Source organism: Micromonospora sp. A202 (assembly GCF_006715105.1).
Classification (GTDB): Bacteria; Actinomycetota; Actinomycetes; order Mycobacteriales; family Micromonosporaceae; genus Micromonospora; species Micromonospora zamorensis.
Map to the genome: position 1 here is coordinate 1,407,187 of NZ_VFMP01000001.1, position 14,515 is coordinate 1,421,701.

13 protein-coding genes are annotated in these 14,515 nt (G+C 72.8%); 5 read left to right on the forward strand and 8 right to left on the reverse strand.

From position 1 onward, the window contains the following. Nucleotides 1-44 precede the first annotated feature (44 nt). The 3 genes from FBZ33_RS06565 to FBZ33_RS06575 all read right to left on the reverse strand — a co-directional run bounded on the left by FBZ33_RS06565 (nucleotide 45) and on the right by FBZ33_RS06575 (nucleotide 4,821). A complete protein-coding gene (locus FBZ33_RS06565) occupies nucleotides 45-2,114 on the reverse strand; it encodes a 3-hydroxyacyl-CoA dehydrogenase NAD-binding domain-containing protein (protein WP_141908358.1) in 2,070 nt (689 codons plus the stop codon). Continuing rightward, nucleotides 2,111-3,307, reverse strand: a complete 1,197-nt coding sequence (locus FBZ33_RS06570; RefSeq protein ID WP_099851449.1) for a thiolase family protein — start codon at nucleotides 3,305-3,307, stop codon at nucleotides 2,111-2,113. Before FBZ33_RS06570 ends, FBZ33_RS06565 begins: the two co-directional genes overlap by 4 nt. Nucleotides 3,308-3,501: 194 nt before the next feature. Next, nucleotides 3,502-4,821 (reverse strand): ribonuclease D, encoded by a 1,320-nt coding sequence (locus FBZ33_RS06575; protein WP_099851451.1) that lies wholly within the window; start codon nucleotides 4,819-4,821, stop codon nucleotides 3,502-3,504. 197 nt (nucleotides 4,822-5,018) lie between these two features. On the opposite strand from FBZ33_RS06575, the gene FBZ33_RS06580 reads away from it, so the two are divergent. Beyond that, on the forward strand, nucleotides 5,019-6,251 hold the full coding sequence (locus FBZ33_RS06580) for a trypsin-like peptidase domain-containing protein (protein WP_141908359.1): 1,233 nt from the start codon (nucleotides 5,019-5,021) through the stop codon (nucleotides 6,249-6,251). Between the two features lie 418 nt (nucleotides 6,252-6,669). Then, complete coding sequence (locus FBZ33_RS06585) at nucleotides 6,670-7,284, forward strand: hypothetical protein (protein ID WP_255508732.1); 615 nt, start codon at nucleotides 6,670-6,672, stop codon at nucleotides 7,282-7,284. A gap of 22 nt (nucleotides 7,285-7,306) precedes the next feature. Here the strand turns inward: FBZ33_RS06585 and FBZ33_RS06590 are convergent, their stop codons facing one another. Next, entirely contained in the window at nucleotides 7,307-7,879 is a 573-nt protein-coding gene (locus tag FBZ33_RS06590) for a DUF3000 domain-containing protein (protein WP_141908361.1), read from the reverse strand. Nucleotides 7,880-8,016: 137 nt separating this feature from the next. On the opposite strand from FBZ33_RS06590, the gene hemE reads away from it, so the two are divergent. From hemE to hemQ, 3 genes are read left to right on the forward strand one after another with little or no spacing between them, the layout of a single operon-like run. Then, nucleotides 8,017-9,114: a uroporphyrinogen decarboxylase gene (hemE, locus tag FBZ33_RS06595; RefSeq protein WP_141908362.1), complete on the forward strand. Its 1,098-nt coding sequence runs from the start codon at nucleotides 8,017-8,019 to the stop codon at nucleotides 9,112-9,114. Between the two features lie 6 nt (nucleotides 9,115-9,120). Continuing rightward, nucleotides 9,121-10,530 (forward strand): protoporphyrinogen oxidase, encoded by a 1,410-nt coding sequence (gene hemG, locus FBZ33_RS06600; protein ID WP_141908363.1) that lies wholly within the window; start codon nucleotides 9,121-9,123, stop codon nucleotides 10,528-10,530. After that, nucleotides 10,527-11,228: a hydrogen peroxide-dependent heme synthase gene (gene hemQ, locus FBZ33_RS06605; protein ID WP_141908364.1), complete on the forward strand. Its 702-nt coding sequence runs from the start codon at nucleotides 10,527-10,529 to the stop codon at nucleotides 11,226-11,228. The genes hemG and hemQ overlap by 4 nt, the downstream gene beginning before the upstream one ends. Before the next feature lie 93 nt (nucleotides 11,229-11,321). Here hemQ and FBZ33_RS06610 read toward each other — a convergent pair whose 3' ends face one another. The 4 genes from FBZ33_RS06610 to FBZ33_RS06625 form a co-directional block, all read right to left on the reverse strand. Then, nucleotides 11,322-12,422: a lytic polysaccharide monooxygenase gene (locus FBZ33_RS06610; protein WP_141908365.1), complete on the reverse strand. Its 1,101-nt coding sequence runs from the start codon at nucleotides 12,420-12,422 to the stop codon at nucleotides 11,322-11,324. Nucleotides 12,423-12,540: 118 nt separating this feature from the next. Continuing rightward, on the reverse strand, nucleotides 12,541-12,996 hold the full coding sequence (locus tag FBZ33_RS06615) for a GNAT family N-acetyltransferase (protein WP_099851458.1): 456 nt from the start codon (nucleotides 12,994-12,996) through the stop codon (nucleotides 12,541-12,543). Nucleotides 12,997-13,015: 19 nt separating this feature from the next. Beyond that, nucleotides 13,016-13,957: a DMT family transporter gene (locus tag FBZ33_RS06620; RefSeq protein ID WP_255508733.1), complete on the reverse strand. Its 942-nt coding sequence runs from the start codon at nucleotides 13,955-13,957 to the stop codon at nucleotides 13,016-13,018. Between the two features lie 178 nt (nucleotides 13,958-14,135). Next, complete coding sequence (locus tag FBZ33_RS06625) at nucleotides 14,136-14,396, reverse strand: Prokaryotic metallothionein (RefSeq protein ID WP_099851461.1); 261 nt, start codon at nucleotides 14,394-14,396, stop codon at nucleotides 14,136-14,138. Between the last annotated feature and the right edge of the window lie 119 nt (nucleotides 14,397-14,515).

The following is a 14,515-nucleotide window of genomic DNA, read 5'->3' on the forward strand; positions in this document are numbered from 1 at the left end:
CACGAGGGACGCTCCGACCACCGCGACGGTGGTGCTGCGATCGGTCAGGCCGGCAGGCTCGCCGCCCCGCGCGGCAGGAACCGCTGACCGGTGACCCGCTCGGACGTGCCGGTCCGGTCCAGGTATGGAGTGACCCCACCCAGGTGGAACGGCCAACCCGCGCCCAGGATCATGCACAGGTCGATGTCCTGCGCCTCGGCGACCACGCCCTCGTCCAGCATCAACCGGATCTCCTGCGCGAGCGCGTCGAGCGCGTTCTGGCGCACCTGCTCGGCGGTCAGCGGCTGGTCACCGACGACGAGCAGCTTGGCCACCTCGTCGTTGACCTGGTCGTCGACCACGATCGGTTGGCCCGAGTCGGCGATCCGCTTGAGGTTCTCGCTGACACCGAACCGGTCCGGGTACGCGGCGTGCAGAGTGCCGCCCACGTGGTACGCGACGGCCGGACCGACCAGCTGGAGCAGGGCCAACGGGCGCATCGGCAGGCCCAGCGGGTCCAGTGCGCTGTTGGCCACGTCCAGCGGGGTGCCCTGGTCGACAGCGGCGAAGACGGTGCCCAGGAAGCGGGTGAGCAGCCGGTTCACCACGAACGCCGGAGCGTCCTTGACCAGCACGCTCGACTTCTTGAGCTGCTTGCCGACCGCGAACGCGGTGGCCAGCGTGACGTCGTCGGTGCGCTCGCCCCGGACGATCTCCAGCAGCGGCAGCACCGCCACCGGGTTGAAGAAGTGGAAGCCGACCACCCGCTCCGGGTGCTCCAGCTCGGCGGCCATCTCGGTGATCGACAGCGAACTGGTGTTGGTGGCGAGCACCGCCTCCGGGGAGACGATCTTCTCCAGTTCGGACCAGACCTGCTTCTTGACGCCCAGGTCCTCGAAGACCGCCTCGATGACGAAGTCGGCATCCGCGAAGGAGCTCTTGTCGACAGTGCCGCTGACCAGGCCGTACAGCTTGGCGGCGGTGTTCTTGTCCATCCGGCCCTTGGTGACGGCCTTCTCGATCTGGGTGTGCACGTAGCCGACGCCCTTGTCCACCCGGGACTGGTCGAGGTCGGACATCACCACCGGCACCTGGAGGCGGCGGGCGAACAGCAGCGCCAACTGGCTGGCCATCAGGCCGGCGCCGACGATGCCGACCTTGGTGATCGTGCGGGCCAGGCCCTTGTCCGGCGCACCGGCCGGCCGCTTGGCCCGCCGCTGCACCAGGTCGAAGGCGTACAGACCGCTGCGCAGCTCCTCGGAGAAGACCAGGTCTGCGAGGGCCTCGTCCTCGGCGGCGGTGCCGGCGGCGAAGTCGCCGTCCTTCGCCGTCTCCAGCAGGTCGAGCGCCTTGTACGCGGCCGGGACCGCGCCGTGCAGCCGCTGGTTCAGCGTCTCCCGGGCGAAGTAGAGCACGCCCGCCCACATGTCCTTGTCGACCTCGGGCCGGGTCACGGTGACCTGACCCCGGACCACCCCGGCGGCCCACTCCAGGGACCGCTCGAGGAAGTCGGCCGGCTCCAGCAGGATGTCAGCGATGCCCAGCTCGGCGGCCTGCTTCGGCTTGAGCATCTTGTTCTGCATGAGCGGGTTCTGGATGATCACCTGGGTGGCGGCGGGAATGCCGATCAGGTTCGGAAGCAGCTGGGTGCCGCCCCAGCCCGGCACCAGGCCGAGGGAGACCTCGGGCAGGGCCAAAGCCGCCGCACCACCGGAGAGCGTCCGGTAGTGGCAGTGCAGCGCCAGCTCCAGGCCGCCGCCCATCGCCGCGCCGTTGACGAAGGCGAAGGTGGGGACGGTGCTGTCCTTGAGTCGGGCGAAGACCCGGTGACCCAGCCGGCCGATCTCCAGCGCCTGCGCGCGGTCGGCGAGCTGCGGCAGGCCGACGATGTCCGCGCCCACGCAGAAGATGTACGGCTTACCGGTCACCGCGATGAACGCCGGGTCGGCGGCGAGCGCGGCGGTGATCGCCTCGTCCAGGCTGGCCAGACCACCGGGGCCGAACGTGTTCGGCTTGGTGTGGTCGAAGCCGTTGTCCAGCGTGATCAGGGCGGCCGGACGGTCCAGCCCCGGCACGTTCACCTGGCGAAGCAGCGCCTTGGTGACGACCTCGTTGGGTGCGGCGAGCGCGCTCACTTGTTGCCCTCCGTCCAGTGCGGGTTCTCCCAGATGACCGTGCCGCCCATGCCGATGCCGATGCACATGGCAGTGAGGCCGTAGCGAACCTCGGGGTGCTCGGCGAACTGGCGGGCCAACTGGGTCATCAGGCGTACGCCGGAGGAGGCCAGCGGGTGACCGATGGCGATCGCGCCGCCCCACGGGTTGACCCGCGCGTCGTCGTCGGCGATGCCGAAGTGGTCGAGGAACGCGAGCACCTGAACGGCGAACGCCTCGTTCAGCTCGAACAGGCCGATGTCGTCGATGCTGAGCCCGGCCAGGCGCAGCGCCTTCTCCGTCGACGGGATCGGGCCGACGCCCATCACCTCCGGCTCCACACCGACGAAACCGAACGACACCAACCGCATGGCGATCGGCAGGCCCAGCTCACGGGCGGTGGCCTCGTCGGCGAGCAGGCTCGCGGTGGCGCCGTCGTTCAGGCCGGCCGCGTTGCCCGCGGTGACCTTGCCGTGCGGGCGGAACGGGGTCTTCAGGGTGGCGAGCTTCTCCAGCGAGGTGTCCCGTGGGGCTTCGTCCACTGTGGCCAGACCCCAGCCACCCTCGGCGTCGCGGATCGACATCGGCACCAGGTCGTCCTGGAGCTTGCCGTTGGCGTACGCCTTGGCGGTCTTCTGCTGCGAGGCGAGCGCGAACGCGTCGGTGCGTGCCTTGGTGATGTGCGGGACCAGGTCGTGCAGGTTCTCCGCGGTGGAGCCCATGACCAGCGCGGACGGGTCGACCAGCTTCTCCGCGATGATGCGCGGGTTGGGGTCGACGCCCTCACCCATCGGGTGACGGCCCATGTGCTCGACGCCACCCGCGATGGCGATGTCGTACGCGCCAATCGCGATGCCGCTGGCCACGGTGGTCACCGCGGTCATCGCGCCGGCGCACATGCGGTCGATGGCGAAGCCGGGAACGGTCTTGGGCAGACCCGCCAGCAGCGCGGCGGTGCGGCCGATGGTGAGGCCCTGGTCACCGATCTGGGTGGTGGCCGCGATGGCGACCTCCTCGACCCGCTCCGGGGGCAGCTGCGGGTTGCGGCGCAGCAGCTCACGGATGCAGCGGATCACCAGATCGTCGGCGCGGGTGTTGGCGTACATGCCACCCGCCTTGCCGAACGGGGTACGGACGCCATCGACGAAGACGACATCCCGAACTTCACGGGGCACTTGAGCCTCCTATTCGACCATGATCCGGCTTTCGCGCCGAGCGGCGCTGCGGACTGAACCAAGGGTCGCCGACACGGGCAGGTTCCCCCGAAATGCTACTCGCCAGTAACCAACCCCGTCCCGACCCCCCGCTGTGGCCCACCCCACACTGCCCGGTGACCCACGCCCCCGAGCGCCGGGCCGGAAGCGTGGGGTCAGGGGGTGGGGTCCAGGGCTTCGGTCAGGTCGGGTGTGAGGAGGCCGATCTGCCACTCGCGGGCGTTGAGACCGCGCAGGGTCTCCGCGACCGTCTCCTCGGTCAGCTCCTCCGGCGGGGTCCAGGCCAACCGGCGGACCGAATCCGGCGTGATCAGGTTTTCCGGCGGCAGGTTGTGCTCACCGGCGATGCGGATCACCACCTCCCGGCAGCGGGCCAGTCGACCAGCCGCCACCGGGTCCCGTTCGGCCCAGCGGTGCGGCGGGGGCGGGCCCTCCACGGTCGGGGAGACCGGCAGGGAGTCCTCCGGGAGCTGCCGGGCGTCGTCGAGCGCGGCGAGCCAGGTGCGAGCCAACCGCCGCACCGACCGGCCGCCGAAACCGGGCAGGGTCAGCAGGGTCTTCTCGTCCTTCGGGTCCAACTCGGCCGCGGCGATGATCGCCGAGTCGGGCAACACCCGACCGGGCGCGGCGTCCCGCCGGGAGGCGATCTGGTCCCGGGCGTACCACATGGAGCGGACCCGGGCCTGGGCCCGCGCTCCCCGCAGCCGGTGGATGCCGGACGTGCGCCGCCAGGGCTCGGCGCGGACCCGCGGTGGGCGCGCCCCGGTGCGGACCAGCGCGGCGAACTCCTCCGCGGCCCAGGCCGACTTGCCCTGCCGGGTCAGCTCGGCGTCGAGCGCGTCGCGCAGGTCGGTGAGCAGCTCCACGTCGAGAGCGGCGTACGTCAGCCACGACTCGGGCAACGGTCGGCTCGACCAGTCGGCCGCCGAGTGGTGCTTCTCCAGGGTGAACCCGAGTAGCTGCTCGGTCAGCGCGGCCAGCCCGACCCGCTCGAATCCGGCCAGCCGAGCAGCCAGTTCGGTGTCGAACAACCGGCGCGGGCGCAGCCCCACCTCGGCCAGGCAGGGCAGATCCTGACTGGCAGCGTGCAGCACCCACTCGGCCTCGCCGATCGCCGCGTCCAGCGTGCTGAGGTCCGGCAGCGGCAGCGGGTCGATCAGCGCCGTACCCGCGCCGGCCCGGCGCAGTTGCACCAGGTACGCGCGCTGGCTGTAGCGGTAACCGGAGGCTCGCTCGGCGTCCAGGGCGACGGGGCCGGTGCCCGCCGCGAAACGGGCCACGACCTCGGCAAGCTCGGCCGGAGCGGCCACCGGATCAGGGGTGCCGTCACGCGGGGCGATCAGCGGAACGGGCCCACCGTCGGCCGGGTCGGCTCCCTCGCCTGCCAGCTGCGGCTGGGCCGACGGCGGGTGCTGGGGTGCGTTTCCCGGAAGGTCTTCGGTGGGCCGACGGCGCAGGGGTGGTTCGTCGGTCACCTGCCAACCCTAGTGCGCGCGATGAACCGGCGGGTGCAGCCGGTCCGGCGTGTGTCGGTCAGGTGTCCACAAGGCGTCCTTCGGATGCCGGACATCGGGGGAGACAAAGCCCGATCGCACAGGTACGTTCCATCGAACCGCCGGCCGGGACGACGAGTCGACGGCGGCGGGAAGACCACGGGAAAGGCACGGCGATCATGACGGCTGGCTTCGGTTCGGGGGACGGGCGACCGGCGGGTGCCGAACCCGCCGACGCGAGCGGGTCGATGGCCGGCCGACCCGGTCCGCTGCCACCGCGCATCGAGCCCCAACCCGGTTCGACCTGGTCCACGCCCCCCTCGGGCGGCACGGACCATGCCCGACCCGTCCCCGCACCCCGCCCCGAGCGTCCCGTCCCGCCCAACACCGGGCAGTGGGGCCCGCCGCCGACCCCGTTCGGCGGCGCCGGGCACCAAGGCCCGGGCGCTCCGACGGCCGCCCCCTATCCGACGGCTGCCCCCGGCCCCGGCGCCTATCCGCCGGCCGCACCCGGGTTTCCGGGCGTGGCCGGTTATCCGCCGCCCGGTCCGGCCGGCACTGGGCCCTCCACGACCGCCGGTTACCCCGGCGGCCCCGCGCACTGGCCAGCCTCCCCGCCGGCCGACCGGCCCACCCGTCGTCGGTGGCCGGCCGTGCTCGCCACGGTGGCCGTCGTCGTGCTCGCGGCGGTGGCCGGGCTCCAGGCGTACCAGCTCGACCGGCTCGGCGACCGGCTCGCCGACACCGACCGCCGGCTGGCGCAGGCCCAGGACGGCGACCTCGCCCGCCTCGACAGCCTGGACAAGCGCGCGGAGACGTTGGAGAAGCAGGCAGGTGCCGCGTTCAACCCGGAGGCGGTGGCCAGCGCGGTGCTGCCGAGCGTGTTCCGGGTCCGGGCCGGTGAGTTCACCGGCACCGCGTTCGCGGTGGGCAAGCCGGCGAGCGGCGGCGGGACGAACCTGTTCACCAACTTCCACGTGGTCGAGGCGGTCTGGGACGGCGGCGGCCGCGAAGTGTTCCTGGAGCGCACCAGCCAGCGCTTCCCGGCGACGATCGTCAAGGTCGACAAGACCAACGACGTGGCGCACCTGCGTGCCAGCGGCAAGTTCAGCGGCCTGGTCACCGCGCCCGCCGCGGCGAAGTCCGGCCAGCAGATCGTCGTCGTCGGCGCGCCGCTCGGCCTGGAGGACAGCGTGACCACCGGCGTGGTGAGCGCGTTGCGGCCGGCCCAGGGCGGGTCCGGCCCGGCGATCCAGTTCGACGCCCCGATCAACCCCGGCAACTCCGGCGGGCCGGTGATCAACGGCAGCAAGGAGGTTGTCGGCATCGCCACCGCCAAGGCGCGCAACGCCGAGGGCATCGGGCTGGCCGTACCGATCAAGGTCGCCTGCGACGGCTTCAAGATCTGCTGAACCGGTGACCGGTGACCGGCGACGCCGCCGGCCGCACGCACCACCCACGGCCATTGCCGACCCATCGCCGATCCATCGCCGACCCGGCCGATCAGCCGGCATCAGGCGATCTCTTCGCAGCACGTCACCGCGCCTGCCGAGGCGGGCGCGCCCATCTGGAGGAATGAAGATGTCCCAACCATCGCCCGAGTCGCAGGCTGTCCCGCCGGCCTCTCCGACGCCCCCCGACCCCGACCGGACCGTGGCGCACGCCGTAGGTCCCCAGGCCGGTCCGTCCGGCGCTGAACCGACCGTTCCACAGCAGGCCGTTTGGCAGTCGACAAACGCCGTCCCGACCGTCCCGCACCCGGTCGCCCAGCCCGCCCCGCAGCCGTACACGCCGGGACAGGCCCCGCCGCAGTACCCCGCGAACCCTCCCGTGCCACCCCAGTACGGCATGCCGCAGGGGTCGCCGGGCTACCCGGCCAGCGCCCCGCCGTACACCGGCCAGCCGATGTCCGCGCCGCCGATGTCCGCGCCCCCGGTCTCCGGCCCGGGGTACGGGCCGCCGATGTCCGCGCCGCCGGTCTCCGGCCCGGGATACGGGCCGCCGTACGGCCCTCCCGGTGCGCCGGCGGCCGGGCGGGGACGCGCGGTGCTGGTGCTGGCCCTGGTGGCCGCGCTGCTCTTCGTCGTCAGCGGCGTGATGACCGGGCTGTTCGTGACGAAGAACAACGAGCTGAACCGCACCGAGAAGCGTCTCACCGGTCAGGTCAGCCAGCGCGACGGCACCATCGCCGCCAACGCCACCGAGATCACGAGGCTGAAGGCCGATCTGGGGACGATGCAGGCGAAGCTCGACAACACCGAGCAGGACCTGACCGGCACCCGCAACGACCGTGACGAGCAGGCCCGGCAGAAGACGGTCATCGCGAGCTGCCTGGACAAGCTGACGACCGCGCTGGGAGCGGCGTCGGCCGGCAACAAGGCCGCCTACGACGCGGCGATGAAGGGTCTCGACAAGGTCTGCAACGAGGCGGAGAACTACCTGTAGCCCCCAGCCGCCCCTCGCCGGGTCAGGCTGCGCCGGCGGGGCGGCGGTCGGACAGGGCCGTCACGCCGGGTGGGGGGAGGCCGGCCGTGGAGGCGAGCAGCGCACACCAGCCGAGCAGGTGCGCGCTGAGGTCGTCGTCGACCGGCGTCCAGGAGGCGCGGATCTCGATGTCACCGACTGTCGGTGGGCCGGCGAGGTCACCGAACCGGGTCGACATGGTCTGCGTCACCGTCCCGCCGATCGCCCGGTGGCCGGCGTCCTGGGCGTCCAACGCGTCGGTCAGCCACGTCCAGCCAACCCCGGGCAGCAGCGGGTCGGAGGCCAGGTCGACCTCCAACTCGGCGGTCACGTAGGTGACCAACCGCAGGGTGCCCTGCCACGCCTCGTGCCCGACCGGGTCGTGCAGCAGGATCAGCCGGCCGGTGGCCACCTCGTCGCCGTCGCGCAGCACGGCCGCCGAGAGCGCGAACGCGTACGGGGCGAGCCGCTGGGGGGCGCCGACCTCCTCCAGGGTGATCTCCGGCCGGGGGGCCGCCGACCGCAGCCCGGCGACCGCGCGGGCGAACGTCTCCGGGAGCGCGATCGGGGGGGCCATGTCGGCAGCCTATGCCGCCGCCCGTCCCCCGCTTCGACGGCGCGCCGACGCTCATGAAGGGCGCCGGGCGTAAGGAACGGTGCCCTTCATCTCACCCCCACCCGGGTGGGGGTGGTGGGCGTGGCACGATTGCGGCGATGACCACGGACACCACGGGCACTGTCGCCCGAGACGGAGAATCCCGCCCCGGCGGACCGGCCGACTCGCCCTTCATTCGGGCCTGCCGACGCCGGCCCGGCCCGCACACCCCGGTCTGGTTCATGCGCCAGGCCGGCCGCTCGCTGCCGGAATACCGGGAGATCCGGGCGACCGTGCCGATGCTGGAGTCCTGCCGCCGCCCGGAGCTGGTCACCGAGATCACCCTCCAGCCGGTGCGCCGGCACGGGGTGGACGCGGCCATCCTGTTCAGCGACATCGTGGTGCCAGTGGCCGCGGCCGGCGTCGACCTGGACATCGTGCCGGGCACCGGTCCGGTCGTCGCCGAGCCGATCCGCACCGCCGCCGACGTGGAGCGGATCCGCCCGATCACCCGCGACGACGTCTGGTACGTCGACGAGGCCGTCCGGCAGTTGGTGGTCGAGCTGGGTGACACCCCGCTGATCGGTTTCGCCGGCGCGCCGTTCACCCTGGCCAGCTACCTGGTCGAGGGCGGGCCGTCGCGGACCCACGCGAAGACCAAGGCCCTGATGTACGGCGACGAGGAGCTGTGGCACGCGCTCTGCGGCCGGCTGGCCGAGGTGACGCTGGCCTTCCTGCGGGTGCAGATCGACGCCGGCGTGTCCGCCGTGCAGCTCTTCGACTCGTGGGCCGGGGCGCTCTCCGAGGCCGACTACCGCCGTTTCGTGCTGCCGCACTCGACCGCCGTGCTGAGCGGGCTTGTTGACGCCGGGGTGCCGCGGATCCACTTCGGGGTGGGCACCGCCGAGTTGCTCGGCGCGATGGGTGAGGCCGGCGCGGACGTTGTCGGTGTCGACTGGCGTACGCCGCTGGACGTGGCCACCGGCCGGATCGGCCCGGACAAGGCGGTGCAGGGCAACCTGGACCCGTGTGTGCTGCTCGCGCCGTGGCCGGTGGTCGAGGCCGAGGTGCGCCGGATTCTGGAGCAGGGCCGGGCGGCTCCCGGGCACGTGTTCAACCTCGGTCACGGGGTGCTGCCGGAAACCGACCCGGAGGTGCTGACCCGGGTGGTCGCGCTGGTGCACGAGCTGTCCAGCCGCCGGGCCGACCAGGGCTGACCGGCGATGCGGCAGCCCTGGCGGGTGGCGGTGGTCGGCGGCGGGATCGCCGGGCTGGCCGCCGCGGTCCGCCTGCGCGACCGCGCACCGGCCGGCACCGAGATCACTGTGTACGAGCAGTCCGGCGCGCTGGGAGGCAAGCTGCGCACCGGTGAGCTGGCCGGCCAGCCGGTGGAGTTCGGCGCCGAGTCGTTCCTGATGCGCGACCCGGCGGGCGCCGAGAGCGCGGCGGTGGCGTTGGCCCGCCGGCTCGGTCTCGCCGAGAAGATCGTGCACCCCACGGTGGGGCAGGCCGCGCTGGTCGTCGACGGAGGGCTGCGCCCGATCCCGGGCGGCACACTGGTGGGCGTACCCGGGGATCTGGACCGGGTGACGTCGGTCGCCCGCCCCCTCGCGGGCGCCGACACCGACGGTGGTCGGCCGCTGGTCGGGCCGGACGCGGACGTCTCGGTGGGTGCGCTGGTCCGGTCCCGCTTCGGTGACGAGGTGGTCGAGCGGCTGGTCGACCCGATGCTGGGCGGCGTGTACGCGGGCCGCGCCGACGATCTCTCCCTGGTCACGACGATGCCGGCGCTGGCCCGCACGGCCCGGGTGGAGCACACCCTGACCGGTGCGGTCCGGGCCGCGCAGGCCGCCGCGCCGCGCGCGCCCGGCGCCCCGGTTTTCGGCACCCTGGTCGGTGGGCTCAGCACCCTGATCGGGGCCGCCGTGACGGCCAGCGGCGCGACGGTACGACGGGACGCCGCCGTCCGTGAGTTGACCCCGACCGACACGGGTTGGCGGCTCACTGTTGGCCCGACGCGTGGGCCTGAGCTGGTCGACGTGGACGCCGTGGTGCTGGCGGTGCCGGCGCGACCGGCGGCCCGGCTGCTCGCGGGCCCGGCCCCGGTGGCCGCGGCGGGCGTCGGCGAGCTGGACTACGCGAGCGTCGCGTTGGTCACCCTCGCGGTGCCGCAGCCGCAGCTGCCCGAGCTGTCCGGCTTCCTGGTGCCGAGCACCGAAGGGCTGCTGATCAAGGCCGCCACCTTCTTCACCACCAAGTGGGGGCACCTGCGCCGGCCGGACGGCGTGGCGTTGGTGCGCGCCTCGGTGGGCCGGTACGGCGAGGAGGCGCATCTTCAGCGCCCCGACGCGGACCTGGCGGCCACCGTGCATCGAGAGCTCTCGGCGGTGCTCGGCACCCCGCTGCCGGCCCCGGTCGACGGGTACGTGCAGCGGTGGGGCGGGGCGCTGCCCCAGTACGCCCCCGGGCACGCCGACCGGGTCGCCGCCGCGCGCACGGCGTTGCGGGCCGCGCACCCCACACTGGTCCTCGCCGGCGCCGGATACGACGGCGTCGGCATCCCGGTCTGCGTCCGCTCCGGCGAGACGGCGGCCGAGGAGATCGTCACAGCACTGGGAGGATCGGCGAGATGACCGAGCAGACCAACGCGGCCCGCCTGCGGGAGCTCAACGACAGCATCCGCTACACCATGTGGTCGGTGTTCCGGGCTAGCGCGCCGCTGCCCTCACTGCGGGACAACGTCACCAGCGAGGTCGTGGCCCTCTTCGACGAGCTGGCCGGCAAGGACGTGGTGGTCCGGGGCGTGTACGACGTCGCTGGTCTGCGCGCCGACGCGGACGTGATGATCTGGTGGCACTCCGCGTCCCCCGACGCGCTCCAGGACGCGTACCTGCGGTTCCGCCGCACCACGCTGGGGCGGGCGTTGACCCCGGTCTGGTCGCAGATGGCGCTGCACCGGCCGGCGGAGTTCAACAAGAGCCACATCCCGGCGTTCCTGGCCGGCGAGGAGGCCCGCCCCTACATCTGCGTGTACCCGTTCGTCCGCTCCTACGAGTGGTACCTGCTGCCCGACGCCGAGCGGCGCGAGATGCTCGCCGAGCACGGGAAGATGGCCCGCGGCTACGCGGACGTCCGGGCCAACACGGTGGCCTCGTTCGCGCTCGGCGACTACGAGTGGATGCTCGCCTTCGAGGCCGACGAACTGCACCGGATCGTCGACCTGATGCGGGACCTGCGCGCGTCCGGCGCCCGCCGGCACGTCCGGGAAGAGGTCCCCTTCTACACCGGCCGCCGACGCTCGGTCGCCGAGATCGTCAACTGCCTGGTCTGAGCCCGGGACGCTGCCTGGTCTGAGCCCCGGACGCACGCTTCGGGCCCGCCGGCCGGTGCCGCACCCCCGCCCGGGTGCGGCACCGGACGGGGGTCAACTGGTCGTCGTGCAGGAGACCAGCGGAACCGGGTTGCTGCCGTTCCACGAGCCGAGGAAACCGAACGTGGTGCTCGCTCCGGCGGCGAGGGTGCCGTTGTGGTTGGCGTTGCGTGCGGTGACCAGTCCGCCGCTGGTGCTGATCGTGGTGTTCCACGACGAGGTCACCTGCTGGCCGTTGTTGTAGTTCCAGCTCACCGACCAGCCTCGGGTGGGTGAACCGCCAGCGGTCACCTTCACCTCAGCCTGGAAGCCGCCGGCCCACTGGCCGGTGACCTGGTACGTCGCCGAGCAGGCCCCAGCCGGCGGCGGGGTGGTCGGCGGCGGGGTGGTGGGCGGGGGAGTGGTGGGCGGCGGGGTCGTCGGAGGGGGAGTGGTGGGCGGCGGGGTGCCCGTTCCACCGCCGAAGTCGACGTCGCTGCACAGGTAGTACGACTGGTCCAGGTGGCTGGCCTGCCAGACGGTGTAGACGATGTGGCGCCCGGTGCGTCCCGACGCGTTGACCGGGACCTGGATGGAGACGCCACCGGTGTCCGGGTTCCACTGCGAGGCCGGGGTGTTGCCGATCTGGCCGGCCAACTCCAGGTCGTCCCAGCCGAGCGGCTCGGTGAGCGCGTTGAAGCCCTGCCTGGTCACGTACACCCGGATGTAGTCGGCGCCGTGACTGGCCTGGTCGAAGAAGCGGAGCCGGAAGTTGTTCGACACCGAGGTGGTCTTCCAGGCGCCGATGGTGTCCAGCGAGTTGTAGCGAGGGCTCTGGGTGCGGCCGCCGCTGCACAGCTGGCCGTTGGGGACGGCGCCCTGGTGGTTGCCGCCCACGCCCTCACGGAACAGGCCGTTCCAGTTCCACATGGCGGCCGGATCGGCCTGCCAGGCCTGCCAGCACATCGGGTCCTCGGTGGCCATGCGAGGGTTCTGGAAGTCGTCACCCCAGCGCTGCCAGCAGCTGTAGTTGCGCGAGGCCGGGTCGACGACCGAGCCGTGCGCGGAGGCGGGCCTGGCCTGGATCGTGGTCAGCGCGGTGGTCAACAGGAGCGCGGCGGCCGTCGCGATGGCGAACAACCAGAACACGCGTCGTGAACGGATGAGAGTGGACATGGAGCCCCCGGGGGGATGAGGTCGGACGACGACACCCGGACCGACGGGAGTTGCCCACTCCCGCGCCTACTCGCTGGCTCCTGCGATGGCTCTACCCGGCACCATGCCAGCTCGATCGTCAGACGTCAATGGCATCGCGTCGCATCGGCGTGTGCGGGATGCCGTCCTCGACGTACTCCGGGCCGCTGACCGCGAAGCCGTGCCGGGTGTAGAAGGCGACCAGGTGCGACTGGGCGTCCAGCACGCAGGGCCGGTTGCCCACCACCTCCAGCGCCGCGGTCATCAGTCGGCCGGCCTGCCCGCCGCCGCGCGCCGCCGGTGCCACCACCACCCGACCGATCCGGGCGGTGCCGTCCGGGTCGGCCAGGATCCGCAGGTACGCCAGCGGCGCGCCGCCGTCGGTCAGCCAGAGGTGCCGCGTGCCCGGCTCGACGTCGCGCCCGTCGAGTTCCGGGTACGGGCAGTTCTGCTCCACCACGAACACGTCGATGCGCAGCTTGAGCAGGTCGTGGAAGGTGCGGGTGTTCAGGTCGGCGAAGGAGGCCGTCCGGATCTCGGTGGTCTGCGAGGGCATCCGACGATGGTAGGCCGCCTCACCTGATGCCCGGTCGAGGTGCCAGGTAGGTGGCGGCCACGGCGCTGAGCAGCAGGACGCCGCCGGCGACGACCGGCAGCGGAAGCGGCTCGTGCAGCAGCGCCACCGCCAGTGCCGCGGCGGTGAGCGGTTCGAGCAGGGTCAGCACGGCGGCGACGCTGCCCGGGGTGGTGCGCAGCCCGGCGTAGAACAGCGCGTACGCCACCGCGGTGGTGATCACGCCGAGGTGCAGCAGCAGTGCCACCGTGTCGGGGCGTACCGGCACGCTCACCCCGGCGACCACGGCGAACGGCGCCAGGGTCAGCGCTCCGACAACTGTGGAGACGGTGGTCAGCGTCATCGGTGCGACGCGCTGCGACACCTGTCGGCTGATCAGGGTCGTCACCGCGTACCCGAGGCCGGAGCCGGCAGCCGCGAGCAGGCCGAGCAGCGGCGCGGGCGCCGCGGCGGTCGGGTCCGCCGTCGCCCCGGTGATCAGGGCGAGACCGACCACGGCCGCGACCAGCGTGGCGAGACGCAGCGGGCCGGGGATCCGTCGGGCGCGCGCCGACTCCCAGGCCGCGGCGAGCACCGGGGCCAGACCCAGGCTGACGACGGTGGCCACGCTGACGCCGGCCCAGGCCACGGCCGCGAAGTAGAGCGCCTGGTAGAGGCCGAGACCGACGCCGGTGAGCAGCAGGGGTACGGGTGCCGCGCGCAGGGTGGCGAGGATCGCGCCGAGCCGACCGGCGGTGCACGCCAGCAGGACGAGCGCGGCGATCGCGAGGCGGTGGAAGCCGATGCTCACCGGGCTGAGCCCGGTGCTGTCGTGCAGGAGTTGCACCGCCACGCCGGTGGTGCCCCACAGCACGCCGGTGACGGTGATCTGGATCAGGCCGGTGCGGGCCTGGTCGACGGCCGGCGCCGAGGCAGCCGGTTGCACGGTACGGGAAACGGACACGGATGCGCTCCGAAGGATGAGCCGTTGACGGGGACGACGTCGACGGAGCGCGTACGGCGGCGAGCCGGGTCGGGTCAGGTCACCCGATCGGCGAGAGGCGCGGCGCTCCGCTCAGGAGCGCGGCGGGGGCAGGACGCCCAGCAGTGGCCGCATGGGGACGACCGTACCGCAGGCGCGGTCAGGCCGGGCGTGCGCCGACGGCGTCGCGGATCTCCGCGCCCACGTCGCCCTCGACGGCACGGGCGCAGTGCCCGCAGCAGAAGAAGCGGCCGTTGACCTCGACGCCGTGCCCGACGATCTTGATCTGACAGTGTTCGCAGATCGGCGCCAACCGGTGGATCGCGCACTCGAACGAGTCGAAGGTGTGCACGTCACCGCTGACGGTGCGCACCTCGAACGCCATCCAGTAGTCGTTGCCGCAGACCTCGCACGTTGCCACTGAAACCTCCCATATCACGACCTGTGCCTACAGACTGCTCTCGGCTCGGCGGCTCGCGAGGCGAAATGTCGAGGTGCAGGGCTCGTGGCGGCGTGTCGGCGTCGGCGTGTTGTCCGTTG

Coding starts and splice junctions, on each gene's coding strand:
- FBZ33_RS06610 (WP_141908365.1), bottom strand. CDS start 12,422: ATGTCCACTCTCATCCGTTCACGACGCGTGTTCTGGTTGTTCGCCATC.
- hemE (WP_141908362.1), top strand. CDS start 8,017: ATGACCACGGACACCACGGGCACTGTCGCCCGAGACGGAGAATCCCGC.
- FBZ33_RS06590 (WP_141908361.1), bottom strand. CDS start 7,879: ATGGCCCCCCCGATCGCGCTCCCGGAGACGTTCGCCCGCGCGGTCGCC.
- hemQ (WP_141908364.1), top strand. CDS start 10,527: ATGACCGAGCAGACCAACGCGGCCCGCCTGCGGGAGCTCAACGACAGC.
- hemG (WP_141908363.1), top strand. CDS start 9,121: ATGCGGCAGCCCTGGCGGGTGGCGGTGGTCGGCGGCGGGATCGCCGGG.
- FBZ33_RS06615 (WP_099851458.1), bottom strand. CDS start 12,996: ATGCCCTCGCAGACCACCGAGATCCGGACGGCCTCCTTCGCCGACCTG.
- FBZ33_RS06580 (WP_141908359.1), top strand. CDS start 5,019: ATGACGGCTGGCTTCGGTTCGGGGGACGGGCGACCGGCGGGTGCCGAA.